13 protein-coding genes are annotated in these 14694 nt (G+C 70.8%); 10 read left to right on the top strand and 3 right to left on the bottom strand.

The genetic code is table 11. From position 1 onward, the window contains the following. The 3 genes from Sco07f_RS32955 to Sco07f_RS32945 form a co-directional block, all read left to right on the top strand. On the top strand, positions 1–790 hold a 790-nt coding region (locus Sco07f_RS32955; RefSeq protein ID WP_501207503.1), incomplete at its 5' end, for a putative type IV secretion/conjugal transfer ATPase. A gap of 2 nt (positions 791–792) precedes the next feature. Then, entirely contained in the window at positions 793–2514 is a 1722-nt protein-coding gene (locus tag Sco07f_RS32950; protein WP_108989989.1) for a type IV secretory system conjugative DNA transfer family protein, read from the top strand. Continuing rightward, positions 2507–3025, top strand: coding sequence for a hypothetical protein (locus tag Sco07f_RS32945; RefSeq protein ID WP_174855451.1), 519 nt, complete (start codon positions 2507–2509; stop codon positions 3023–3025). The genes Sco07f_RS32950 and Sco07f_RS32945 overlap by 8 nt, the downstream gene beginning before the upstream one ends. A 60-nt stretch (positions 3026–3085) precedes the next feature. On the opposite strand, the gene Sco07f_RS32940 is transcribed toward Sco07f_RS32945, so the two are convergent. Continuing rightward, entirely contained in the window at positions 3086–3895 is an 810-nt protein-coding gene (locus Sco07f_RS32940; protein ID WP_108989988.1) for a hypothetical protein, read from the bottom strand. Positions 3896–4120: 225 nt separating this feature from the next. Here Sco07f_RS32940 and Sco07f_RS32935 point away from each other — a divergent pair, with 225 nt between their 5' ends. The 5 genes from Sco07f_RS32935 (at position 4121) to Sco07f_RS32915 (ending at position 11663) form a co-directional block, all read left to right on the top strand. After that, positions 4121–4546, top strand: a complete 426-nt coding sequence (locus Sco07f_RS32935; RefSeq protein WP_108989987.1) for a hypothetical protein — start codon at positions 4121–4123, stop codon at positions 4544–4546. Then, entirely contained in the window at positions 4543–6120 is a 1578-nt protein-coding gene (locus tag Sco07f_RS32930; protein ID WP_108989986.1) for a hypothetical protein, read from the top strand. The genes Sco07f_RS32935 and Sco07f_RS32930 overlap by 4 nt, the downstream gene beginning before the upstream one ends. Before the next feature lie 140 nt (positions 6121–6260). Next, positions 6261–8006 carry a hypothetical protein gene (locus Sco07f_RS32925; RefSeq protein ID WP_108989985.1) on the top strand — a complete coding sequence of 582 codons (1746 nt, stop codon included), beginning with the start codon at positions 6261–6263 and terminating at the stop codon, positions 8004–8006. 607 nt (positions 8007–8613) lie between these two features. Then, the gene (locus Sco07f_RS41150) at positions 8614–11256 is read left to right on the top strand and encodes a tetratricopeptide repeat protein (protein WP_108989984.1); all 2643 of its coding nucleotides are present in this window, start codon (positions 8614–8616) and stop codon (positions 11254–11256) included. A 161-nt stretch (positions 11257–11417) separates the two neighbouring features. After that, a complete protein-coding gene (locus Sco07f_RS32915) occupies positions 11418–11663 on the top strand; it encodes a hypothetical protein (protein ID WP_159107006.1) in 246 nt (81 codons plus the stop codon). 111 nt (positions 11664–11774) lie between these two features. Here Sco07f_RS32915 and Sco07f_RS32910 read toward each other — a convergent pair whose 3' ends face one another. Continuing rightward, complete coding sequence (locus tag Sco07f_RS32910; RefSeq protein ID WP_174855450.1) at positions 11775–12314, bottom strand: GNAT family N-acetyltransferase; 540 nt, start codon at positions 12312–12314, stop codon at positions 11775–11777. Continuing rightward, positions 12311–13561 (bottom strand): NsdA family TPR-like regulatory protein, encoded by a 1251-nt coding sequence (locus tag Sco07f_RS32905; RefSeq protein WP_501207504.1) that lies wholly within the window; start codon positions 13559–13561, stop codon positions 12311–12313. Before Sco07f_RS32905 ends, Sco07f_RS32910 begins: the two co-directional genes overlap by 4 nt. 277 nt (positions 13562–13838) lie before the next feature. Between Sco07f_RS32905 and Sco07f_RS32900 the strand changes: the two genes are divergently transcribed. Together Sco07f_RS32900 and Sco07f_RS32895 are read left to right on the top strand one after the other, a co-directional pair. Beyond that, on the top strand, positions 13839–14285 hold the full coding sequence (locus Sco07f_RS32900; RefSeq protein ID WP_108989981.1) for an ATP-binding protein: 447 nt from the start codon (positions 13839–13841) through the stop codon (positions 14283–14285). A 190-nt stretch (positions 14286–14475) separates the two neighbouring features. Then, positions 14476–14658 (top strand): FxLD family lanthipeptide, encoded by a 183-nt coding sequence (locus tag Sco07f_RS32895; RefSeq protein WP_108989980.1) that lies wholly within the window; start codon positions 14476–14478, stop codon positions 14656–14658. The last annotated feature ends 36 nt before the right edge of the window (positions 14659–14694 follow it).

Raw genomic sequence — 14694 nt, 5'->3', positions numbered from 1 at the left:
CGAGGTCACCGGCGAACTCCACGGACAGACCAGGCTGGAGACCCCCACACTGCCGCTCGTCTACGACAGGCTGCGCGACCCCACGGACGCCATGGCCGCGGAACTGCGTGTGCGCGACGGCGAGGTGCAGCGGGCGCGCGAACAGATGGAGTCCATCCGCTCCGCCCTCGGCGCCATGGTCAACGGCCACGTCGCCGGACTCTTCGACGACCGGACCAGCATCGGCCTGGACTGGGACGCCCCGATCCAGAGCGTCGACGTCTCCGCCCTCGAGCAGTACGGCGACGAGACCGTGGCCATGGTGCTCACCTGCGTCTCTTCCTGGGCACAGGCGGCCATCGACCGGCCCGGCAACCGACCGTGGATCGTCGTGCGCGACGAGCTGTGGCGGCAGATGCGCTCCGGCGGGGCCTCCCAGATCAGAAAGATCGACGCCGACCTGCGCCTGTCCCGTGCAACCGGCACGATCCAGCTCCTCGCCACCCACCGCCTCAGCGACTTCGAAGGTGTCGGCGCAGCTGGCTCCGAGGCCGTCAACATCGCCAAGGACCTCATCAGCTCGTGCGAGACCCGGGTCCAGCTCGCCCAGGACACCCGCCCGCTGGCCATCACCCGCGAGGCGATCGGCCTGACCGACGCCGAGTGCGACCTGATCGGCTCCTGGGGCGCCGGACAGCGCGGGCGGGCCCTGTGGAAGGTCGGACGCGGCGGCGGCTCGCACGCCGTGCAGCTGATGCTCTCCCACACCGAGGAACAGCTCTTCGAGACCGACGAGAGGATGGTGATGTAGCCGTGGCTGCAGCCGGCAGGCCCGCGGGCGGCGGGCTCGACGACGGCACACTCCTCGCCGTGTATGGCGCGGGACTCGCCGCCGCTCTCGGTGGTGCGGTGCTGCTGGCCGGACCGCTGGCCGCGCTGCTGACCGGACGCGGCTGGGCGCACCCCACCGCGAGCCTGCCGGAAACCGTGCTGCGCGCGATGGTCGACGGGCCCGGCTCGGTCTTCGCCCCGGCCCCGCCCGGCCGACTGTTCTACCCCCTGGTCGCCGTACTACTGCTGGCCTTCTTCCTGCTCCTGCTCAAGGCCGTCACCAAGCTGAGCTTCGGCACGCACACCGGCGGCGCGCAGTGGGGCGGTGCGAAGGTCGAACGCAGGCTCAGGGCCCCCCAGGACCCGGCCCGGCGCGTCAACCGTGTCACCGCCGGACGCGGCACACACACGGGCCGGATCGTGGCCGCGCAGCACAACATCTCGGCGACCGTGTTCGGCGTACCGGGGAGCAGCAAGACCACGGGCCTGGTCCTGCCCAACGCCGCCGAATGGCAGGGCCCCTTGGTGGTGACCACCACCAAGGCCGCCGACCTCGACATCATCTACGCCCGGCGCCGCGCCCTCGGCCCCGTCTGGGTGATCGCCCCCGCCGGCGTCCCCGGCCGCCGGACGGACAGGTGGTCCCCGGTCGAGTACTGCACCGACGCCAAGGCCGCCGACCGCATGGCCGCCTGGATGGCAGAGTCGTCGGCTTCGGGGGACAGCAAGCGGGCGGCGCCCTGGATCGACCAGGCCAAAAACGTCCTCAAGGGGGTGCTGCTCGCCGCCAACCTCTCAGGCGGCGGCATCAACGCCATGCGCCGTTGGCTCTCCCTGGGCAAGGATGCCGTCGACCACGTCCGCTCCGTACTCCAGCAGCACGGCTACACCGAGGTCGCCGACGACTACGCCTCCCCGTGGCTGCGCCTGCACGAGGACGGCATCGGCTCCATCCAGTTCAGCCTCAACGTTCTGGCCCGCGTCTACGCCGACGAGGAGGTCCGCGAGACCTGCGCCGGCACCGACTTCACCGTCGAGGACCTGCTGAAGAGGAACGGCACCGTGTGCCTGATCGCCTCCGAGGCCGACGCCGAACGCTTCGCCCCGCTACTGACCTCGATCATCGCGTCGATCATCCACGGCGCCGAGGTCGCCTACAACACCACCGGCAAGCCCCTCGACCCCGGCCTGGGCGTGCTGGTCGACGAGGCGGGCAACATGCTGCGCTACCCCCGCCTGCCCAACATCCTCACCACCGGCCGCGGCATGGGCATCACAGTGTTGACGGTGTGGCACGACCTGTCCCAGCTGCGCGACCGGCTCGGCGTACAGAAGGCCAACACCGTGCTGTCCGCGAGCGGTCTGCGCATGCTGCTGCCCGGCTGCGGCGACCTGGAGACCCTGCGCTACTTCTCCGGCCTGTACGGCCGCACCGAGACTCTGCGCACCTCGTACGGGCGTTCCCGCGGCGAGTTCTCCACCAACACGTCGCCCACCGAAACCGACCTCGCACCCGTCCACTCCCTGCAGCAGCTGAAGGAGTTCACGGCGATCGCCCAGTACTCCAACCAGCCACCGATCAAGGTGAGAATGCGGCTGACCTTCCGCGACCGCGACCTCAAACGGCTGCTGGCCGCGCCCCGGCCGGATGAGGCGGCGCTGGAGGAGACGGTAGTGGAGGAGGTGGTGGTGGACCGTGGCTGACTTCCTGGACGACCCGGCGTCCCTGTGGCCCACCGTGCCGCCGGCACCGGCCGAAGAACCACCGCCACGCCGCTGGGTGTGGTCGGCAATGCCCCCGCCCGAACGCCAGGACCGGCTGCGCGAACTGCGCATCTGGGTGCAGTGGCTGCGCCACACCGCCGAACTGCACAACGACATCCCGCCCTGCTGGTACCGGCACCGCTGGGCACGGGAGATGCTCACCGCCCTCTACCTGGGCTGGCTGCGCACCTACGAGGGCGACAAAACGCCCGGGCGCGAGCTCGCCGAGGCGGACTGGATCAACACACTGCTCGCCTTCAAACCGCACATGAAGCTCCCCGCCTGCGTCGGCGGCCACCAGGAGCCACCCCTGCCCTCGCCGCCGGACCCGGGAGCCGACGAGGAGTGGGAGCTGTACCTGGCCACCTCCGCCGACACCACCGCGACAGCGACGCATCCGGCCGAGAGGGAGCTGAGACGGATGACGGCCGAGCTGGACCCACCTCTGTAAGGGGGCGCGTGGCGGGCGGCCGGTGACCGGACGGTCATCAGGGGCCCTCTCCGAACGTCGTCAGTACGCCCCGATCGACCAGAAGACCCCTACCTCGTCATCGGTCACCGCGAGCAGACCCAGGTCTTCGAAGAGGTCCAGGCCGTTGAGGTACTCGGAGGTGAGGAAGCCGTGGGATTCGGTGCCCTGGAGGCCCGCTGCAAGGAAGTCCGGGGCCGGGTCGGAGGCGGCAGCCGTCGCGTTGGTCCAGTAGCGCGCGGTCGGGCCGTACCGGCCGAGCAGGGTGCGGGCGTCCGCCAGCACGACGTCCCGGTCCTGGCGGTAGCGGACGGGAGCGGATTCCGACTGCCACTCCTCGGCCATGACGGCGAGCGCGGCGACCGCGGCCTCCGCCTCGAGGGGGTACAGACGGCTGGGCAGCACCGACGCGTCCGGCGGGTCGAAGGGGTACGCAGGCACCGTGTGACGAGCGGTGTTGGTGCGGTCCCAGTCCAGCCGGATCCAGCCTCGGGGGTCAGGGACCGTCCGGTGCAACACGGCGAGGACGTCCTGCGCCCAGCTCTCGTACCGCCGAGGACCGGTGGCGACGAAGGTGTACGTGTCGTCGAGCAGCCGTAGCGCTGCCGCGTTCCAGGGGCACCGACGGGAGCGAAACTCCGCCAGCAGGTCACCAACCTGACGGACGAAGGAGCCATTCGGCTCGCGGGGGAGGCCTTGAAGCTGGGCGAGGGCCCAGCGGGCGAGCTCACCTTCTCCGCCTGCTGCGAGGCGGATCGGTCCCTGCGGGAACGGGAGGTCCGTTCCGCCCCAAAGAGCCTCCAAATGCGCATCGAGCAGGTCCAGGGCGGCCCGGTCGGCAGGAAGAGGCATCTCGCCACCCTATGCCGTCTTCCTCAAACCACTCCGATCGAGGTGATCAGATGATCGGTTGTGCTGCCCGTGGACGGCCCGGAGCCGCGCCCCCGTCCGCGTGGATTTGCGATCCGTTGGTCATCCACAGCACACGGCCGTCGTTGGATCAAAGCGGGACCCTTGTGCGAAGCCGCAGCCGCCGCCCCGGCGGTGTGCGGCGAGGCCAACAGGAGGAACACAGCGATGACGCAGCCGACCATCAACGACCTCGCCGCCGCTCTGGATGACGCCGACCGGGTCGACGTCGTGCTCGGCGCCGCCTGGGACGCGTTCGACGTCGTGGGCCGCCTGGCGGACGCACTCGCCCTCGACGAGGGCAGCGACGAGGTGCAGGCCATGCTCGTCGGCATCAAGTGCGCCGACGGCCGTCGCTTGCTGCCGCCGCCCGAGCACGGCCACCCGTTGGAGACGGGGACCCTGGGCCCAGGCAAAGCCGGACTCGAGCCGTACGGGGCGCTGCTGCGTCATGTCGAGGCGGCACTGCGCCGACTGGTCTCCGTACCGGAATGCGCGGACGACGCCGAGCAGCTCGTCCTCGTGGCCGACCACGCGGCAGCCGCCGCGGAGCTCCTCATGACCGTGCGGCAGGACGGCGGTCGGGCCTCATGACCGTCACGCTCGGCGAGCTCTACGACGTCGTCCACGACCGCCTCGAACGGGCAACGTCCGTGACTCCGCCAGGAGACGACCCGTTCGCACACGCCCTCGCGCTCGCTCAGGTCGGCACCCTGGTCGGGCACGTGCACTTCCTGCTCGGCCGACCGGGAGATCCGGTCGACTCCTCCGCCAACGACACCCTCCGCCACCTCCAACATGCTCGGCGGGCGCTCGACGGCGCCGCCCGCTGGCTGCCGTCGGTCGACCCGGAGAGCGCTGCGAACGGCGGCACCCTCGGCTCGGCGGTGGAGGCCAGCGGGGCGGTCCTCGACCTGATCCGTGGTCACCGCGACGACACCGGCGCTCCCATCACCCCGTACGCGCTCGCCTTCAGCACACGCTCCGCACGGGCGTACCACCTGCGCCACGCCTCCAGCACCCTCCATTCCGTGAGCCGGATCGTGCACACGGTTAGCGACACGCTCGGCCACCGGAACGCCTCGCTCAGGCTTCGGACCGCCCACGCCTCCCTGCAGTACGCGTCAGTTCAGGCCCGCTACACCGGCGCCGGCGCAGATCCGGCACTTGCGGCCTTCCCTCAGGCACTCTCGCTCACCCCCGTGCCCGCCCTGCCCACCGATCCGCTCGCCCAGGACGCCGGACGGATCCGGGATGACTGCGAGCGCCTTTCCCGCGCCGCCTACGAGACCCTGCACGGCCGCTGTGCCCAGCCCCTCAGCGGGTCCGACCTACAGATGATCACCCGGTGGCGCTCTCTGGGAACCATGCTCGCCGGGCGGCTTCTGGTGCAGGCCGCCGGCGAAGCACCGAACGAGGAGGCGGGAACCTTGCTCAGAAACTGCGCGGACCTCTTCCGGAATTCGGCCCGCGCGTGGAGAGACGTCCAGGAGCGTTGGCACCGCGTCGTCGACGTGGACGACCCGCAGATCCGTCCCCGGCTCCCGAAACCGAGTTACGAGATGGTGCGCCGAGGCCAGATCGCCCGTATGCCGCGAGGGACGGACCCACATCCCGCCGTGGAGATCGCACGCACATCGACCCTACGCGCGGGGCGGCTGCTGTTCGGTGGTGACTGGGATCCCGACTCCGGAAGCCGCCCACCCGGGACAAGGCCGGCATCGGACATCGTGGCCGATGCCGGGGGTGTCGCCGCCCTGGTCCAAACCGCTTACCGGCTCACCGTTGCCGACTGGCGGATCGCGGTGGCAGCGCCGCAGGCCGTGACGGCCATCGAACACCGCCTGCTCACCGACGCCCCGGAACACTGTCCGGCCGACCATCCGTACCGCTTCTACAAGCTCCACGGCCACCAGGCGGAGCGCCTGCGCAACTCCTTCCAGCAGGTCCGCGCCGCTCAACAGGCCGCAGCACAGAGCCTGCTGGCCTCCGCCCCCGCAATCGGTATGGACACCAGTCGTGCCGTCCTCGACGCGGCGGCCCACCGGAACATCACCGCCCGGACCTGGGCCCCGGTCCGCCCCGCAGTCGTCGCGACGCCGGGTGCGATCGCGCGAGGCCCCGCCGTGCCTCCGCCGACCGCCCCGAGCAGAGGGGCGCGCCTGTGAGCTCCGCGAACCCCGCGGGCGGGCATCCGCACAGCTCCATTCCGGGGATCGACGGTTCTGCCGCACTCCAGTTCGGCTCTGGGGTGCCCGCCCGTGCTGAACGGCAAGGTGAGGCGTTCCCACCGGCCGGACCAGTCGGCGTGTCTGCGGAGCACGCGCGGCAGCGGAGCACGGCGACCGTCGAGGAGCCAGGCACGGAGGGGGCGGACGCGGAGCGGGTGGGCGCCGGGCGGGTCGCGGCGCCGACGGAAACCAGCGAGGAAGCCCGGCAACTCGCCGCGACCGTCGCCGAGGCTGCGTTGCAGTCCTCGCACGAAGAGGTGGTCGCCAACCGCGTCGCCACCGATGGAGCACGTCTGCTTGCCGTCGCCGAGGCCTCCGTGCTCAGGGCACAGCGGGAGAACGGCAGCCGGGACCGACCCGACGCCCGACCGAAACCGCCGCCCCGAGCGGAACGGGGCGACCTGCTGCAGACTCGCGCACTGGCACGGGCCGCTGCGGCGCCCTCACAGGAACAACGTGACCTGCCCCTGTGGGCCGGCAGAGACCTGCCGACCGGTGTGTGGCGGCAGGAGCACGGAGTTCTTCATGACGCCTACGGCGTCCCCCAGTGGCGGCTGCGAAGGGAATCTGAGAAACGGTCACTCATGGAAACGCCCGCGGGCGCGGCCGGCCCGGCCGCTCCTGAGACCAACGCGTACGAACCCGTAGGTCTCAGGCAGGCCTTCATCTCCACCGTCGCGAAAGCATGGGCCGACGTCGTCCCGCCCGAACACGGCACGGTCGCAGATCTCCTCGAGGCCGTCGATGAACCGCTGCGCGAGCTGGAGAAGCAGTGGTGGCGGAACGTGCCCTTCGGTGGGTCGGACAGCGAACAGCACGCGACGCCCACCCGTACCCGCCCCGTACCGTCCCGGCGCGATCCGGAGCCGGTCGACGCCGCCCTGCGGCAGACCGACGCCCACGCTGCTGCGCTGCAGGACTTCCCGGAATGGCAGCGACTGCAGACCGTCCGCGGCGCAACCGCCCACCTGTGGAGCGTGCTTCACGAGCGGGCGGGCGCATACTTCAGCCGACTGCGCACCGACCTCCGCGTACAGGGTTTCTGGCGCACGGTTTCCCTCCGCTCCGTCAAGATGATCGGCCATTGCGCACAGGTTCTCGCCAACCGACTGCGCAGTGGCCTCCACGCCGACCCGCCCACGGCCGAAGAAGCCCTGCTCAGCCTCGGCGATGCAGCACTCGCCTACAGCACTCCCGGCATCCCCCGTCCCGCCCACCCAGTCCGGGTCGCCGCGGACGCGGCCGTCAACAACCGCGTCGACGTGGTACGGCGACCGAGCGCCGCCCTGGGGACCGGCGCCCCGGTTCCGTATGGGGCGCGTGAGGAGGCCGTGCACGCCTCTCGTGAAATTGCCGAGGCCTTTCAGACGTGGCGGCAGACCCTCATGGGCCATGCATTGACTACCTCGGTGGAGCACCCCCGGGTGGTCGCCTTCCGGCAGGCATGGCAGCGGCTGCCCACCGCAGACCTGCCCGACGGCCCTGGAACGGCGGCAGGCCCCTACGGTGACGTCGGTCGCAGCGCCTTGGCCCTGGTGGAACGGGCCGAGGCCACGAACGCCCAGCGGGCCCGAGCCGGACAGCCTGCCCGTTTCGCCGCCGTCGACGTGGACGCCCTGCGGGCCATCGCCACGATGGCCGAGCACCACAGCGGACGACTTGCGGTCACCCTGCCGCCCGGCCTCACCCGACCCGCGTTCCGCCGGACCCCGGCATTGCAGGCGGCCACATCATCCCTCAAAGCCGTCGCGCCGACGACGTCATCAGGCATCCGGGTCGCGCCGACAACACGTTCAGCGCCCACGTTTCGAGGCCTGCCGTGACTATGGGCAGGGAAGCAGTCTCTGGGTGAGACCCCTAATACGCCTGCGCCGGGGCGGTGCCGAGCCGCAGCAGCAGAACCACAGGCCCGATACAGCGCTGACTTCGTGTTGGAGTGGAGGACACTGAAGCACGCCATGAGATGGGCGGACGTGATCATGTCTTCGGGGGGAGTATCAGGGGTATGACGGGGCGAATGCGTGCGTGTTGGTGGGGGCTTGCGGGGCTGGGGGCCTGTGCTGCGGTCGGGCTGGTGGTGTGGGTGACGGCCGCGCACCCGGCAGGGGCCGGCCAAGCCTGGGGCGCGGTCGGAGCGGTGGCCGGAGTCGCTGCGGTGGGGGTTTCATTGTGGCAGCTGCGCGCGGCGCCTGCCCCGACTTCGCCGCCCACGCCTGTTGCGGCGCCCGCGCCGGTGGAGCAGGTGACGGGTGAGCGGGGGGCGATCGTGGCGCGAGGGAACGTTACCGGTTCCTCGACCCGGTCCATCGGCACGCCCCCCGCACCGCCCGCAGCTTCGACACCGCCCAGTGGTCCGGAAGGACTGACAGGCCGGGATGGCGCGATCGTCGCCGGCGAGGACGTCACCGACTCGCACACGGACTACCGCTCATGATCCGCAAACCAGACACCCCGCCCGGGCAGCCGACGGCGCCCGACGGGCTGCGCGGGAGCGACGGTGCGATCGTCGCGGGCGGGGACGTGAACAACTCTTCGACCCAGTACGTCCAGGCGCAGCAGGCGTTCGTGCTCCCAGCGCAGGCCTATGCGCCGATCCCCGACGATGCAGCGGTACCCGGGGTATCGAACATCGAACAGGCCGGGCTGTTCGTCGGCCGGACCGAGGAACTCGGTGCGCTGGATGCGGCCTTCGCCGATCCTGGGGAGGTCGTCGTGCACGCGGTGCACGGGTTGGGCGGAGTCGGGAAGTCGGCGCTGGCGGCACGGTGGGCGGCGGCGCGGGGCGAAGCGGTGCGGTGGTGGGTCACCGCGGACACCCAGGCCGCGGTCGACGCCGACATCGCGGCACTGGCGCGTGCCCTACAGCCCGGCCTGACCGGCCTGCCGACCGAGTTGCAGGCCGAACGCGCGTTGCGGTGGCTTGCCGACCACCGCAGCCAGTGGCTGATGGTACTGGACAACGTCGAGGACCCCGCCGACATCCGACCACTCCTGGACCGGGTCTCAGGCGGTCGGGTGCTGGTCACCACCCGCCTGGCCAGTGGCTGGCATCGCCACGCCACCACCATCCGCCTCGGCGTCCTCGACCCGGCCGACGCGGTCGGACTATTCACCCAGGTCCTCACTCAGCACGGACCACGCAATACCGATGGCGTTGACGTGGTCTGCGCCGAACTCGGGCACCTCGCCCTGGCCATCGACCAGGCCGCCGCCTACTGCGCCGAAACCGGCACCAGCCCCCCCAAGTACCTCGACATGCTTGACCGCTGGCCCGCCGATATGTTCGACGCCGCCGCCCAAGGCGGAGACTCCGCCCGCACCATCGCCCGGATCTGGCGCCTCACCCTCGACCGCCTCACCGACACCCCGCTCGCCGGAGACCTGCTGCGACTGCTGGCCTGGTACGCGCCGGACCGCATCCCCCGTGACCTCCTCAACGGTGTGGCGGCCCCGCCCGGGCTCACGGCCGCGATCGGCCGGCTCACCGCCTACAACATGATCACTAACAACCACGACGGCACTCTGTCCGTGCACCGCCTCGTCCAGGCCCTCGCCCGCACCCCCGACCCTCACGATCCCCACCGCCGCACCGACGACATCGGCCGCGCCCGCGACCATGCCGCCGAACTCCTCGCTGCCGCCTTCCCCGACGACAGCCACAACCCTGCGAACTGGCCCCGATACCAGGCGCTCCTTCCCCACACCGACGCCCTCACCACCCACCACAGCCCCGATCACGACACCACCCACACCGCCGCAGCCTTGAGCCAAGCTGGCGCCTTCCGACAAGGGCAAGGCGCACTCTCCGCCGCCCTTCACGCCCACCAACGCGCCCTCACCACCTATGAGCGGCTGCTGGGCGCGGACCATTCCAACACTCTGGCCTCGCGCAACAACCTCGCGGGCGCATACGAGTCGGCGGGGGACCTGGGCCGGGCGATCCCGCTGTTCGAGCAGACCCTCACCGACGCCGAGCGGGTGCTGGACTCAGGCCATCCGGTCACGCTGTCGTCGCGTAACAACCTCGCGGGCGCGTACGAGTCGGCGGGGGATCTGGGCCGGGCGATCCCGCTGTTCGAGCAGACCCTCACCGACCGGCAGCGGGTGCTGGGTGCGGACCACCCGGGCACGCTGGGCTCGCGCAACAACCTCGCGTACGCGTACGAGTCGGCGGGGGATCTGGGCCGGGCGATCCCGCTGTTCGAGCAGACCCTCACCGACCGGCAGCGGGTGTTGGGCGCGGACCACCCGGACACGCTGACCTCCCGCAACAACCTCGCGGGCGCATACGAGTCGGCGGGGGATCTGGGCCGGGCGATCCCGCTGTTCGAGCAGACCCTCACCGACCGGCAGCGGGTGCTGGGTGCGGACCACCCGGACACGCTGGCCTCGCGCAACAACCTCGCGTACGCGTACCGGTCGGCGGGGGACCTGGACCGGGCAACGCCGTTGTACGAGCAGAACCTCACAGACACCGAGCGGGTGTTGGGCGCGGACCATCCAGACACGCTGGCCTCGCGCAACAACCTCGCGGGCGCATACCAGTCGGCGGGGGACCTGGGCCGGGCGATCCCGCTGCTCGAGCAGACCCTCACCGACCGGCAGCGGGTGCTGGGTGCGGACCACCCGGACACGCTAACCTCCCGCAACAACCTCGCGGGCACGTACCAGTCGGCGGGGGACCTGGGCCGGGCGATCCCGCTGCTCGAGCAGACCCTCACCGACCGGCAGCGGGTGCTGGGTGCGGACCACCCGGACACGCTAACCTCCCGCAACAATCTCGCGTACGCGTACGAGTCGGCGGGGGACCTGGGCCGGGCGATCCCGCTGTTCGAGCAGACCCTCACCGACCGGCAGCGGGTGCTGGGTGCGGACCACCCGGACACGCTGACCTCCCGCAACAACCTCGCGGGCGCGTACAGGGCGGCGGGGGACCTGAGCCGGGCAACCCCGCTGTACCAGCAGACCCTCACCGACGCCCAGCGGGTGCTGGGCTCAGGCCATCCGATGGTTGCGGTGCTGCGCGCGAATATGGAAGGGGCTCGGTCAGCCAGCGATTCGAACGCTGGTTGACGCGGCTGTGACGTCACATGAGCGGTCGCTCGTGAAACTTCGCCGCGCCACCACCGCAATCGGAAGTCTGCACACCCGCGTCCGGGGCCACTGAACCCGTACCTGGGTTCAACTTCCTGAACGTTGATGGGTGGTCGGTGCAGGGTGGCAGGCTGTCGCAGGTGACGGAGCGGTTGAAGAAGGTCCGCCGCGAGCCGCGTGTGTTGGCGCGGATGCGGCGTGCCGCGTGGCGGGTGGAGCAGGCCGAGCGGGACTGGGCCCTGGCTGCCGCCCGGCACGAAAGGGTGTTTGTTCGGAAGATCGCTGATGCGGCGGGGGTATCGCCGACCCGAGTGCACCAGCTCACCAAGGACGCCGATCTCGACGCCCTGAACGCCGCGCTCGGGCCGCTGCGTGCCGCTGGTTGACCGGCCGCATCTCGCGCTCAACCTGGACCACACCCTGGGTATCGAGAATCCAGGAGCCTCCGACCTCCGCGCGAGATGCGAGGACGGCGGCATACACGTCGGCCCTCCCGATCAGCGAACCGTACGGATCATCACGGTGAGGACCGGCGACGCCGGCGATGGCTGGCTCTGCCCGATGTCTTCGTACTCCCACGACCTGTAGAGGGCGTGAACCTTGCCGTCCCCGGCCGCCGGATTGACCATGAGGGTGACGAAGGGCTCGTCGCGGGTGGCGAGGAGGGCGTCGTGAATACGTCGGGAGGTGCCGGTCTTGCGCCACGCCGGCCGGACGCCGATCTCCTTCAGGGCCAAGGCCGGGCGCTCCGTGTACGTGTCCGCCGGCGTCGGGCTGGTGCGCTGCCAGTAGCGGTCGCCGCGCTCGATGGAGTTGCCGTAGGCGTAGCCCACCGGGCTCCCGGCCGCGTAGGCGAGGACAGCGGTGAATCCCGGTTCGTCGCCGTGCCGGTCCAGGCGTTCGCCGAACGCGGTGACCGCGTAGTTGGGCAGGTGGAGGAGAGGGGCGCGCACATCTGCGTAGACATCGAGCAGGTCGCCGCGGACGGTGTCGAGGGTGGTGAAGGTCCGCAGTTCGATCGTGGGCGCCGTGGTCATGCGGCCATCCTCCAGGAGGCGGTGTGCTCGGTCCAGTTCTGCACGGTGGAGCTGCGCGGTGCGGTGGCGCGCAGCGCCGCCCCGAACTCCTGCAGCATGCGTGTCACCCGGGCGTGCCGGGTGGCGGCGTCGGCGGGAACCTTCATCGCTGTGGTCGTGGCGGCGTCGGCAGCACCCTGTGCGAGCTGAGCGTGCGCGAGACGGGTCGTGGTGATGGCCCGGGAGCGGATCATGTGCGGCCGTAGCGCGGAAAGGCAGCGGTGGGCGTGGTACTCGGCGGTCTGATGGTCGCCGAGCGCCAGGTAGGCGGACAGGGCCAGGGAGTGCAGTTCGGCCTGGTCGTAGAAGGCAAGCAGCCACACGGGCCGGTAGTCGCCCGGGGCGGCGCGCAGCATGGCTTCCTGTGCCTGGTCGAACGCACGGCGGGTGCCGGTGCGGTCATGCGCCGCGCCGTGGATCGCCGCCTGCCGGGCCATGCCGAGGGAAGCGAACATCGGGTCACGGCGCGTGATGTGCAGGTTGCGGGCGACGTCGTTCGCGGCGAACGCGTCGGAGGGCCGGCCCATGTGGCGGTACATGGTGCCCGTATGGCTCCAGATGCGGAACTTGATGGCCTGGTCGCCGGACATCTCGGCGAGGGCTTGGGCCTCACGCATGTGCGCTTTGGCGACGTCGTAGCGGCGGCCGTCGATGGCGGCCCACATGGCCGACGAACGGAACGCCGCCGCTGAGGCGTACAGGCTGCTGCGTACGCGCTGGGTGGCGCTCCCGGCGTTCTGGAGGTTGAGCGCCTCGTCTGCGAGCGCGGCTGCCCGCTGTTCGATGCCGACCTGTCCACCGTGGCGGTGGTCGCTGGCGATGATCGTGGCGAAGCGCCTGTTCAGACGGTCCACGTCGCTCATGCCGATGCGGCGGGTTCCTGCGGCACCGGGCGCGGCCGCTGCCACGGCGGCAGCCGCAGCGATGCCGCCGACGAGGGTACGGCGCTTCATCTCGGGGTCCTCCTGCTGCGGTGGGACTGGGGTGGACGAGGGCCGGCCCCGTGGCACGAACCCCAGAGCGACGGCGGGTAGGCCGCTGACGTCCTCGAGTGCCTTGCGGGTGGCTGACTTGGGCCACATGACACGACCCGCCTTCCAGGCTCGGACCGAGGAGCCGTCGAGGCCGCCGGTCCGGCCGGTCAGTCGCTCAAGAGCCCGGTTCACGGCGTCGGCGAGGCTGTTGGAGCTGTAGCCGTGCTCGGCCATCCACGCCTCGAGAACGATGTTGCGCGTGGTGTCCATGTCCGCACGGTAGCTCTGACGCCCCCTCACCCACCAGGTAAAGAGAACGTCAAATCACCCTAGGTATTTCCTCGCAACGGACGGCGGATCGCCCTAACCACTCGGCTGCAGAGGGGAGTTGTGTGGTTGTCGGCCGCTCGCCCCTCCTCCGGAGCGCGCGCGGCCGGTGACGGTCCGGTCTCCTCCTGGCGCCTTCTCAGGGGTGGATCGGGCACCGAGACGACGCGAGGGCACAACCCCGATGACGACTCTGATCACTTTCATGCAACCCGCTGCCACCGGACATCCCGCCTACAGTCAGACCTTCCCCTGTGAGCCGTCTACAGCCGGGGTCGGCCGGACGCTCGTTCGTGAGGCCCTTGGTGTCTGGCACCTCGACAACCTCGTCGACGTCACCGCGCTGATCATGTCCGAGCTGATCGCGAACGCCGTCACGCACACGTCGGGCCGGTCGATCCGCCTGATCGTCGGTCGGCCGAGCGCGACACGGGTCCGGGTCGGGGTGGTGGATCGGGCGCCTTCACGCCTGCCGGTCCTCGGCCTGGCCGGCGGCGACGACGAGTCGGGGCGGGGCCTGCCCTTGATCGACGGCATCGCCGACCGCTGGGGCTACGACCTGCGGGGCCCGCAGCAGCGCCCGTGGGGCAAAGAGGTATGGGCCGAACTCCTGATGAGGGATGGGCGGTGAGTACGCCTGTGACTGCCCCGGCCTTCCTGGACATCGCCTGGATCCGCGCGACCTCTCGGGGGCGGCGGCCGCAGCTGTCGCCGCCCCACCAAACTCCCGTCTCCGACCCCTCCGATCAGGGAGCGCCGTGTCGTACGGCCGGGGACGGGCGGCACCGCACAGCAATTTTTCAACCACCGAAGGAGTCGAAATGACCCGAAACACGGTAGTACCGAGCAGCACTCAGGCGAGTAGCCAGCAGGCCCAGGGGACGACGGACGGCTTCGACCTGGACGTCTCCCTCGTCGAGGTGGCCGACCCGGCGGGTCTGGTCAACCTGACCGACGACAACTGCGGCTCCACCTGCGGCGCCTGCACCACGAACGTCGCCTGAGCATCCCGAGGCTTCGTGTCTTCGCTGGCCGGTGCT

The organism is Streptomyces coelicoflavus (assembly GCF_003112555.1).
Taxonomy (GTDB): Bacteria; Actinomycetota; Actinomycetes; order Streptomycetales; family Streptomycetaceae; genus Streptomyces; species Streptomyces coelicoflavus.
This window is presented reverse-complemented; position numbering and strand designations above follow the sequence as displayed.

What these genes read in the sequence shown, in the direction of transcription:
- Sco07f_RS32940 (WP_108989988.1), bottom strand. Translation starts at nt 3,895, where the DNA reads ATGCCTCTTCCTGCCGACCGGGCCGCCCTGGACCTGCTCGATGCGCAT.
- Sco07f_RS32935 (WP_108989987.1), top strand. Translation starts at nt 4,121, where the DNA reads ATGACGCAGCCGACCATCAACGACCTCGCCGCCGCTCTGGATGACGCC.
- Sco07f_RS32930 (WP_108989986.1), top strand. Translation starts at nt 4,543, where the DNA reads ATGACCGTCACGCTCGGCGAGCTCTACGACGTCGTCCACGACCGCCTC.
- Sco07f_RS41150 (WP_108989984.1), top strand. Translation starts at nt 8,614, where the DNA reads ATGATCCGCAAACCAGACACCCCGCCCGGGCAGCCGACGGCGCCCGAC.
- Sco07f_RS32910 (WP_174855450.1), bottom strand. Translation starts at nt 12,314, where the DNA reads ATGACCACGGCGCCCACGATCGAACTGCGGACCTTCACCACCCTCGAC.
- Sco07f_RS32905 (WP_501207504.1), bottom strand. Translation starts at nt 13,561, where the DNA reads ATGGCCGAGCACGGCTACAGCTCCAACAGCCTCGCCGACGCCGTGAAC.
- Sco07f_RS32900 (WP_108989981.1), top strand. Translation starts at nt 13,839, where the DNA reads ATGACGACTCTGATCACTTTCATGCAACCCGCTGCCACCGGACATCCC.
- Sco07f_RS32895 (WP_108989980.1), top strand. Translation starts at nt 14,476, where the DNA reads ATGACCCGAAACACGGTAGTACCGAGCAGCACTCAGGCGAGTAGCCAG.